The organism is Robinsoniella sp. (genome assembly GCF_034124845.1).
In genome coordinates this window covers 1-9,343 of record NZ_JAWYAJ010000049.1, presented here as the reverse complement: position 1 = coordinate 9,343, position 9,343 = coordinate 1, and the positions used below count along the sequence as shown (strand labels likewise).

The window sequence follows — 9,343 nt, the reverse complement described above, 5'->3', positions numbered from 1 at the left end:
ACATCGTATCCTCCTTATTTACAAATGAAGACAACATTTGTTTTTTGTTTTGATAACTTTATTATAATAATTTCGGATTTATTTAACAGAGAATTGGACGGCGTGTTTGCGTTTATAATGGCGCTATTTTACAATATGTTTACAACGCACAATTTCAGGTTACAAATATAATATGAACACTTAAAGTATCGCATGACTAATTACAAAATTTTGAAATCTATAATATTATATCTGTTCTTATGATCCCATTTGTATTAAAATAGACTTATTGCAACAAATAAAGGCTTTTGCCGCAGTAAGGAGGCTCTTAAATGGGAGATGTCAATATCTATTTTTCCATTAGTAATACCCAATTTCATGTTCTTTCTCTCACTTCCGGGCCCATGCCCTATATGCCTATGCATGCCCATAGCAGTGACAGCTATGAGCTTCACTTTATTACCCAGGGAAGCGGACTGGTTCATATCGATACGGATACCTATCCGCTGGCTGAAGGTGATTTTTATCTGACTGGTCCCGGTGTTTCCCATGAACAGATACCGGATACCAGTGATATCATGCATGAAATTGGAATCTACTATACCGTAAGTCAAAAATCTATTCCCGAAAAAGATCCTCTGATTCAGACACTAATCCGGCAGAACTTCTGGTTTGGGAAGCTATCCCCCGTTCCCAGGGACGCAATGCACAGGCTTTTAGAAGAGGAACAGCAGAAGTCTGCGGGAAGTCAGCTCCTTCTTCCGCATCTTGCCGCAGAATTCTTAATTCACCTTGCAAGGGAATACTCCCCTTGCTATACACCCCACTCTGAGAGGCATGATATACCGCCGGAAGAAAAAAAAGTATCTGATGATAGAACGGGCATTTCTCTCTTATTATGCAGATATCACCCCAGAGTCACTTGCTGATATGGTGGGTCTGAGCATACGGCAGCTGCAGCGCTTAATAAAAGAACATTATCATACAACTTTTCAGGAACTTAGAATGAGGGCAAAGTTAAATGCTGCCTGTATTCTGCTTCGCAATACCGCAGATTCCACCGCTTTCATTGCTGAAAAAGTGGGGTTCTCTTCGGCTGAGTATTTCTGCAATTGTTTTAAGAAAGAATTTCATATGACTACTTCCCAATATCGGCGTACTGGCAAAACCCCCATTAGATAAAATGAAGGTTTTTTCCGGATAATCATCGTTCATAAAATGTTCCCGGAAACTTCCGGTGTTCTTCTGCATATTGTAAAAGTACACCGGTTATTCTCCGGGTGATGAACGGAAAATGTGCCAAGGCACCAGGTCCTTGGAGTAGGATAAGACCCCCGCCTCAATGCGGAGGTCTTTTATACTGTAGTACTATATTTAGAATATTTTTCATAAAACATTTCTGCATCTTTCAGGCTCAGAGAAAAACGGTTCATTAATTTTGTCAGTATTTGCTCCTCTGTTTTCGGTTCTTCCAGATTGTCCAGGATAAAAGATCGTGGAACCACCGCCAAAGAACACCAGGAAAATAACACTGTTACCTAATATATTTGGCATATTGATTTTCAATATTTTTATTACTTTACAGCTTAGCATCAGAATGATATAATTATCAAAAATAAAACCACTGTTGAGCATGTGGTTTTTTATCGGAGGATATATGAAAAAAGCAATTTTGATTTGTACCTTAGCAGCCGTATTTACCACCTTTCTGTCTGGCTGCGGTTCTGACAAGCCCCCCAAAATCGGGGTATCTTTAGGCGTAGGCAGCGCCCCCAGATGGGCACAGGAAAAAGTATATATGGAAGAACGGGCAGAAGAGCTTGGTGCTGAAATTGAGGTAAATCTCAGTCCAAAATCAGAAGGTAATTCCCAAATGGAGGACTGCATTGCTCTGATCAACAGTGGTATAGATGTCCTCATTATGCGTCCGAAAGACACGGATGGTATAGAAGATGTCATTGAGTTAGCAAAGAAGAAAAATGTGAAAATCATCAATTACGCAGGCTTGGCTGATCAGCAGCCTATCGATCTGTTTGTAGGATATGACTGCACTCAGATTGGGCAGACGCTTGGACAATATCTCTCCGAGATGGTAACCAGCGGCAGCTATATCCTGTTGTCAGGACCACCTGAAGATAAATACGTTTCCAGTTATATCTATGATGGAGCCATGGAATATATTGACCCGATACGTGACGATATTGATATTATTCTGGATGCCAGTGTTCCTGGTTGGGATCCAGATGAGGCTAAAACTATGGTATACGATGCCATTTCCAAAAATAATAATAAAATAGATGCGATCTTGGCTCCCAACGACGGCATTGCGGGTGCCTGTGCCGAGGTTATCAAAGAACTTGGTATCACGTCTCCCGTGGTTATCACGGGTATGGACGCGCAGCTGGAAGCAGCACAGCGTATCGTTGCCGGAACACAATCCTGTACGATATTTATGAATGGAAGATTTCTGGCAAATACAGCGGTAGAAGAAGCATGTAAGATGGCCAAGGGAGAAAAGTTATCAATCAATTCTGAAATGGACAACGGCAGCGACAATCCGGTGCCCGCCAATTTAATCAACAAAAGCAATGTTGTTCCGGCAAACTTGATTTCAGGGCAGCTTGTCACAAAAGAGAACCTGGATAAAAAGTTAATTGACAGTAAATATTTCACACACGAAGAAGTTTATGGCAAAAAATGATCACACAAACGCCGTACTGTTGGTATAAATTCAACAGTACGGCGTTTTAGCATTTTATTTTCAAGTAATTTATGATTAGAGCGTTTTTTGCGTGAAATTTTTACTGTCAGCTCCTGCCTGCTGCATTACTTCCTTCAACCTCTTTATATAATACCGGTAATTTTCAAAAGAAGTAGACGGCGCCACCTGATGATCTGCTCCCGGCACATATCCACCCTGGCGGATAACAGGAAGTAACCGCTCAAATTCTCGGTCGATTGCTTCTTCCCCCTCGGCAATCACTAACTTATTGTATGCCCCAATAAATTTTATATCAGGAAATTCTTCTCTTACTTTCACGATATCCATTCCCGCATTCACATCCATTGGCAAAAATCCATCTACACCAGCTTTTCGGAAATTGGGAATTAATTGCCGGAAATCCCCATCTGTATCCACGAATACATTTTTCACTCCCTTTTTCTTCAAAAACGGAATTAATTTTTCATAATAAGAACCTACAAATTCATCAAACATGGCTGGTGATATCATAGGTCCGTTTGCTCCGCTCAAATCTTCCGGAAATAAAACTACTTCCGGTTTAATGATATCAAATATCTTATCAAAGTAATGTAAATATATTTCCAGGATAAAATCATTAATTTCGTGGAGTAGTTCCGGCATTTCATAATATGCTATTAGCTGTTCTTCCACACCAAGGAGTTCCCGGGGAGTCCAGAAAAATCCGGAAGCACGGAACCGGAGTGAATAATCACCTCTTTCATGACCCTCTTTATACTTGCCGTATGTACGCTGCAGATTTTCATCGGTACAATATTTTTCAAGCTCCTGCAAGGTATTCTCTTTTAACCGTTCCCACGTGTCCTCACCGTCCACTACAGGTTTCATCTCTTTTACCAGTGATCTGTTTTTATAATAGGCTCTCTGCCAGCCATCTTCATCTATTTTTAAAATAAACTCGGCATTCTCCTCCAAAATCTTTTCGTCAAATCCTTTAAACGGAATGCAAAATGACATTCTTTTTACTCCGTCATACCCCAGAAACTGCTCATATTCATAAACGTGTTCTGTCATTAAGTCATTAAAATATCTCATATAACGTTCCCTGGGCTTAGGATATAAATACGAAGAAGTGAATTTTTCCGGGAGTCCCTCATGCACCCACCGGTCTACACTTAAATCCCAGGGAAAAAAGGTTTCCGCAAACGCCCCGCCCTCTTCCATCTTTTCAAAATTCAGTGTTTTAAACATACGTTCCGCAGCCGTCATATTATTTTCTCCTTTTTCATTTCTGCGATCAGCAAGCCAAGCGGATATCTGGCAGCTGCCGCGAATTTCAGAACTCTCATTGCTCGTTGAAGGTTATCTGACTTTATAATAGAATATGCGCCGTCAAATTGCTTGTATATGAAGTAATGATTTGTGTAAAATAATGCCTTATCTTTTAAATTTCATTTATAACTATTGATTTTTCATGGTAATATACATATAATCTAATTATGAAAAGCGAAAATATACTAACCACAAATTATATACACAACTACACATCACTGCCCATCTTCTCAGAGGAGTATTCATTTGAGAATTCAGAACGGCTGGGTGAGCATTCCCATGAATTTGTTGAAATCGGCATCACTACCCAGGGCAGTGCCTTACACCATACTTCCCAAGGTGTTTTTCCACTGAAACGGGGCAGCATTTATTTTATTCCCATAGGCTCCGGCCATGCCATTTCTCAGGTAAAAAACTGGCATGTAAAAAATATCTATCTGCTGCCCAAATTACTGTTTCATGAATTATCATCAGAATCATTTCATTGTTCTACACTGCAGTATTTTTTATTAAAACATGGAAATTCTTCATCTGCTCCGTTTCATTTGGATCTGGAAGATAATAGTATGTCTATTATTGATGCTCTTTTTACTGCTTATTTTGGTAAAAAAATGATAGCAGGTGAACTATCCGATCTATATGAGTTCAACTGTCTCTTCAATATACTCCTGCTCTTATGCGATAACTTTTACCAGTCCCATGCTTTCCGGGAAGACGAGCTTGATGACCGGATCATTCAGATTACGGAATTGATTAACGATCATATCTATGAACAGAGCGGTGACATCATTTCACTGATTTCCAACGCCCTCATGCTTCACCCACAACAGATCAATCGTATAGTTAAAAAGATCAGCGGTTCCACATTAAGTAATTTTATTATTGAATGCAAGCTTGAAAAAAGCATCCGCCTGCTTCTGACGGATGCCTCTGTCACAGAAATCGCTCATACATTGGGATTCTATGACCATTCTCATTATAATAAATATTTTACCCGGTATATTGGAATTTCGCCCAGCGCGTATCGGAAGAAATCTCAGGTATTGTTAAAGCTGTAATTTATCTATATCATTTCACCCTGATTTGCCTTCTGCATTCCTGAGATAATTTCTATTACTTTTTCGTTATGATACTTCTCCAGGCATTTTGATAAAAAGTACTGGGCGGGACAATCAGCAAATTTACGCTAATCTATACTCCGAACATATTCATAACTAAACAAAATTGCATTCACCGTTATCTCTTCACAGGCATGAGGCGGATCATTTTCACTAAAACCATTGGGTCTCAGGTCAAAACATCCCAGGGAGCCAAACTTCCTGGTAAACAGTTCTGCATATTCATAGCAGATATGGGCAATTTCAGAATCAGATTTACCATTTAGATGGAAGTAAATTCCCATAAACATCAATGCTCCTTCCACCAAACCGCACTGTGCACGAAAACCGCCTGCACCATGTAAACCAATCGCTGCACTTAAGGTCTGGTCTTGAATCGTAACTGAAAAACAGTCAGCCAGACAGGTAAGTGCCGTTTTGGCACAGTTAATATCATCGTCCCAGTACCGTTTATGTACTTGCTGTGCAATATAATCCTTCATATTTTCTGCTCCTTTTTTCATAATCTAAGATTCTGTAAAAGAGATGTGACGGCATATTACAGAATCATATTCTAATGAACAATGAATTTCAATATATTGATTATATCCTGATTTAAAAATACTTTCAACGCCATCTGTTCTTGTTTTTCCACTGATGATATTCCCGGTATCGCCTTCGCCTGGGTATCACCACAAAAATCAGCAGTAATCCAATTAATAAAACGGTTCCCATATTTCCCTACCACTCCTTATTCTTTACAATTTTAACGGAAGCCGCTACGGAAATCCCTATCATTAATATAAGGTATATCAAAATAAAACAGGGAATCATCTGTTTGTTCTGACCAATAGCATCCAGGAATGCAAGATTTTTAAGGTTGACTTTTTCCAACACAAACATGGTAAGAAGAACCCCAACTACCGGTATATACATGAAGACCCTTCCTTTAATCGGACCAAATTTATAATATCCCGGAATCTGAAATGCAATATAGGTAATAAAAAGTATGCTTCCTACAAGGGCAGCAAAAAGCACCTCCGATAGTGATGTGGTTACTCCCAGTGAATTTAATATGAACGGCTGTACAATACTGGATACCAACAGAGAAAAAGCTCCCAGCAGGAACAGATGAAGGTATTTTCCGCATACCAGTTCTGCGGCAGTAACCGGCAAAGTTCCATAGAGGCGGTGCATATCATTTTTTTCCGCTACGGTAAAGGTGTAGATAGATGACATAGCCATTAAAAACATTGCAAAGGATATTCCGGTTATCAGGGAACGGTATACTAATACAAAAACAAAAGGAATACAAATTGTAACACAAATTGATTTTAAATAATAACGTATCAGCATAAAATCCAGTTTAGAAGCTTTAAAAATCTTATCCATATTAAAAATCTCCTTTATTCATAAATATTATGAGATCGTCAATGTCCGCCTGTCTGTTTTGTAAATGGGATACTTTTGACAAATGTTCTGCTTTGACCAGACCTTCAAAATGATCCCCTGACAATTTCGTACTTAAAAGCAGGGATTTAATATCCGGTGTCAAATGTCCTTTGACACCGGAAACAATCAGATACATTTCTGTAAGATCTTCTTTTTTTCCGGTGTAAAACAGTTTGCCGTTGTTGATAAAAGTAATGCTGTCTGCAATTTTATTCAGATCCGGTGTGATGTGTGTAGAAAAAAGCACACTGTGATTTTGATCCTCTGTAAAATCTATTAAGATATCCAGAAGTTCATCCCTGGATACAGGATCCAGACCGCTGGTGGGCTCATCCAGAATCAAAAGTTCCGCCTTGTGGGAAAAGGCGCAGGCTAACATAAGTTTCATCTGCATTCCCTTTGATAACTCTTTTACGCGTTTGTTTTTGCCAATGTTAAAGTCATTCAGATAACGGTAAAATATTTTGCTGTTCCAGTGTTTATAAAACATGCCCATGGACTTTTCCACATCCGGCATTTTCCACTCGTCTACAAAAAAGTGGGAATCAAAAACCACACCGATACGCTCTTTAAAAGCCTGCTCCTGCTTGATATGATCCATCCCCAATACAGAAACGGAACCTGTCTGGCATCTAAGTAAATTCAGGATTAATTTAATTGTTGTGGTTTTACCGGAACCGTTTTTCCCAATTAGCCCCATGACAGAACCGGTTGGAATGGAAAAGCTGATATTCTGTAATGTAAAATCTTCAAATGATTTTGACAAATTCTTTACGCACAATGCATCTTTCATTACATTGACCTCCTCATATAAACTGTTATTTTCTTGTTGACTTCTTGCTTTATTTTTGTGATGAAATCATACCTCAAAAATGCATGCTGTGCCAAAATGTCCGTAATCGGTATCTAAATGTCCATAAACGGTATCCGCTGCCACCTGCCACTGCATTTTAGAAATGCCGGCTCCTGATCTTTTATGATTTCGTTATAACAGAATGCAAAAAAAGCCTTACAATCGTAGGTAAGACTAGGTATATTTAGAGAAAATGATCCATTGACTATTCACCATAGTCATTTGGATTTTTTAAATTCAGATACATTTAATACTGCATAAAAACTCTGTCTGGAAGATATTGCGGGATCCATACATCTTTGTAAAAGCCAGTGCTGAAGACTCGTTAAAAAGCACATGCATGAATCCCTTTTTTATTTTTAATGGTTGTATACCTGGGAAATACCGAAGCAGGGTATAATTTTATCGAACTACTTCGATCTCTTTTGGTGCATCCACCTGCACATCTAGCGTCCCATCCGATCGCATTTTACAGAAAACAGATATGTCACCATATGGTGTCGGATATGTTCCGCTTGCCCAGCTTAGATCTCCCAAATTAGGTTTTACCGATACCTTTTTACATCCTGGTTCCAGTATTTGAATTCCCATCACATTTTCCATGATCCATGGAGTTACTCCAGAGGCCCATCCATGGCAGAGGCTGTGGCGGTAACCCACATAGCAGTATCTTCCGTAATTGCCATGTACATTGACTCGTGTTTCATCATCTGAGATATGATCGATTGGTGCAGCATTATCCAGCCAGTCTACGTCAAAATCCTCCCAGAAGGTGGTTGCCCCCAGGGATAACATTCCTCCCCAGTATTCACGGATACAATCCAGACATCCCCTTATGTCTCCCGCCATTGCGCGGGCTGTAAGAATATAATAACCCATAAACGTAGACATTCCTCTCGACCCGTCAACTTTTAAGAGCTGCTCATTAACTCTTACCGGATCTTTCAGTCCCGCCATAACCAAAAGTGCCGCTGCCTGTTTTGCATTCTTATAATCCACATTATATGACGCAAGTTTCTTCCTGTCCTCCTTGCACTGGCGAACCAGTTTTTCTTCCCCAAGGACTGTGAAAATATACTGTAATTTCTCTGTAACCAAAGCATGCAGTGCCTGCAGACCAGCATCTACAACTGACTGGTTCTGGTAAGATGGCCAGTCAACAAACCTCACTTCAGGTGTATTATCTTTGCCATTTTCGTCAATTCCATCAGACAGTTGTCGGTAAAGCCCTTTCAGGTATTCCCTTTGCGTTTCCAGATATGCCAGATCTCCGGTATAGATAAACCAGTCATGCTGTATGATTACCCACCACATGGAATAGGCTGGAAACCCGTTCATCCATCCCGGAAGAGGTGTTTCTTCCCTGACGAAGTCGAGACTTCTGGGAACGCTCTCATCATATCCAAATACGGTTTTTATAGTAGTTACCTCCGGATGCATATCTCCAACCCATACCAATCGGTCTCTTTTAATTCCATCCCATATGTAGTTCTGCATATTCAGATGTACAGTATATGCCCCCGTGTCCCAAATACGGTTCAATAAAGTATCACTACAGGTAAATTTACCTCTATACGGAATATCCTTATAAATTAATATTGACTTCACCGTCTTAATTTCCAGTTCTGCTTCATCCAATAAATCAATCCGCACAAAACGAAACCCGGTTTCTCCAATCTGGTTCATGCTCATATCCCGTACCTCTACAATCATATCCCGGTTTGCATGATCATTCGTAGCATTCGTCTTTCCACCTATTTCACTCATTGCTTCCATAGCAGACTCCCCAAATCGAACCCTCACCCGAACTCCTTGAGGCACACCTGTTTTCCACACCAGCAATGAGATTCCCCCCATGATTTCAACGCCAAAATCCAGAAGAATACCGGCACTTTCTCCTCTGTTCTTTAAGATACACGGTTTTATTGG

Annotated in this window: 9 protein-coding genes; 4 read left to right on the top strand and 5 right to left on the bottom strand. The window is 39.8% G+C overall.

Going from position 1 to position 9,343, the window contains the following annotated elements:
• The first annotated feature begins 311 nt into the window (after positions 1–311).
• The 3 genes from ACH2DQ_RS02575 to ACH2DQ_RS02565 all read left to right on the top strand — a co-directional run bounded on the left by ACH2DQ_RS02575 (position 312) and on the right by ACH2DQ_RS02565 (position 2,680).
• Complete coding sequence (locus tag ACH2DQ_RS02575) at positions 312–908, top strand: AraC family ligand binding domain-containing protein (protein WP_394914477.1); 597 nt, start codon at positions 312–314, stop codon at positions 906–908.
• Complete coding sequence (locus ACH2DQ_RS02570) at positions 817–1,161, top strand: helix-turn-helix transcriptional regulator (protein ID WP_394914476.1); 345 nt, start codon at positions 817–819, stop codon at positions 1,159–1,161. The genes ACH2DQ_RS02575 and ACH2DQ_RS02570 overlap by 92 nt, the downstream gene beginning before the upstream one ends.
• A 475-nt stretch (positions 1,162–1,636) precedes the next feature.
• Complete coding sequence (locus ACH2DQ_RS02565) at positions 1,637–2,680, top strand: substrate-binding domain-containing protein (protein WP_394914475.1); 1,044 nt, start codon at positions 1,637–1,639, stop codon at positions 2,678–2,680.
• Positions 2,681–2,755: 75 nt separating this feature from the next.
• On the opposite strand, the gene ACH2DQ_RS02560 is transcribed toward ACH2DQ_RS02565, so the two are convergent.
• Positions 2,756–3,949 carry a uroporphyrinogen decarboxylase family protein gene (locus ACH2DQ_RS02560; RefSeq protein WP_394914474.1) on the bottom strand — a complete coding sequence of 398 codons (1,194 nt, stop codon included), beginning with the start codon at positions 3,947–3,949 and terminating at the stop codon, positions 2,756–2,758.
• 230 nt (positions 3,950–4,179) lie between these two features.
• Between ACH2DQ_RS02560 and ACH2DQ_RS02555 the strand changes: the two genes are divergently transcribed.
• A complete protein-coding gene (locus tag ACH2DQ_RS02555) occupies positions 4,180–5,070 on the top strand; it encodes an AraC family transcriptional regulator (RefSeq protein WP_394914473.1) in 891 nt (296 codons plus the stop codon).
• Positions 5,071–5,198: 128 nt separating this feature from the next.
• On the opposite strand, the gene ACH2DQ_RS02550 is transcribed toward ACH2DQ_RS02555, so the two are convergent.
• From ACH2DQ_RS02550 to ACH2DQ_RS02535, 4 genes are all read right to left on the bottom strand, one after another.
• Positions 5,199–5,612, bottom strand: a complete 414-nt coding sequence (locus ACH2DQ_RS02550; RefSeq protein ID WP_394914472.1) for a C-GCAxxG-C-C family protein — start codon at positions 5,610–5,612, stop codon at positions 5,199–5,201.
• Positions 5,613–5,850: 238 nt separating this feature from the next.
• Positions 5,851–6,501, bottom strand: coding sequence for an ABC-2 transporter permease (locus ACH2DQ_RS02545; RefSeq protein ID WP_394914471.1), 651 nt, complete (start codon positions 6,499–6,501; stop codon positions 5,851–5,853).
• A gap of 1 nt (position 6,502) precedes the next feature.
• Entirely contained in the window at positions 6,503–7,354 is an 852-nt protein-coding gene (locus tag ACH2DQ_RS02540) for an ABC transporter ATP-binding protein (protein WP_394914470.1), read from the bottom strand.
• A 462-nt stretch (positions 7,355–7,816) separates the two neighbouring features.
• Positions 7,817–9,343 (bottom strand): alpha-L-rhamnosidase C-terminal domain-containing protein (locus ACH2DQ_RS02535; protein ID WP_395025459.1); only part of this gene is annotated, 1,527 nt, incomplete at its 5' end.

What these genes read in the sequence shown, in the direction of transcription:
- ACH2DQ_RS02555 (WP_394914473.1), top strand. Translation starts at nt 4,180, where the DNA reads ATGAAAAGCGAAAATATACTAACCACAAATTATATACACAACTACACA.
- ACH2DQ_RS02570 (WP_394914476.1), top strand. Translation starts at nt 817, where the DNA reads ATGATATACCGCCGGAAGAAAAAAAAGTATCTGATGATAGAACGGGCA.
- ACH2DQ_RS02550 (WP_394914472.1), bottom strand. Translation starts at nt 5,612, where the DNA reads ATGAAGGATTATATTGCACAGCAAGTACATAAACGGTACTGGGACGAT.
- ACH2DQ_RS02560 (WP_394914474.1), bottom strand. Translation starts at nt 3,949, where the DNA reads ATGACGGCTGCGGAACGTATGTTTAAAACACTGAATTTTGAAAAGATG.
- ACH2DQ_RS02540 (WP_394914470.1), bottom strand. Translation starts at nt 7,354, where the DNA reads ATGAAAGATGCATTGTGCGTAAAGAATTTGTCAAAATCATTTGAAGAT.
- ACH2DQ_RS02575 (WP_394914477.1), top strand. Translation starts at nt 312, where the DNA reads ATGGGAGATGTCAATATCTATTTTTCCATTAGTAATACCCAATTTCAT.
- ACH2DQ_RS02545 (WP_394914471.1), bottom strand. Translation starts at nt 6,501, where the DNA reads ATGGATAAGATTTTTAAAGCTTCTAAACTGGATTTTATGCTGATACGT.
- ACH2DQ_RS02565 (WP_394914475.1), top strand. Translation starts at nt 1,637, where the DNA reads ATGAAAAAAGCAATTTTGATTTGTACCTTAGCAGCCGTATTTACCACC.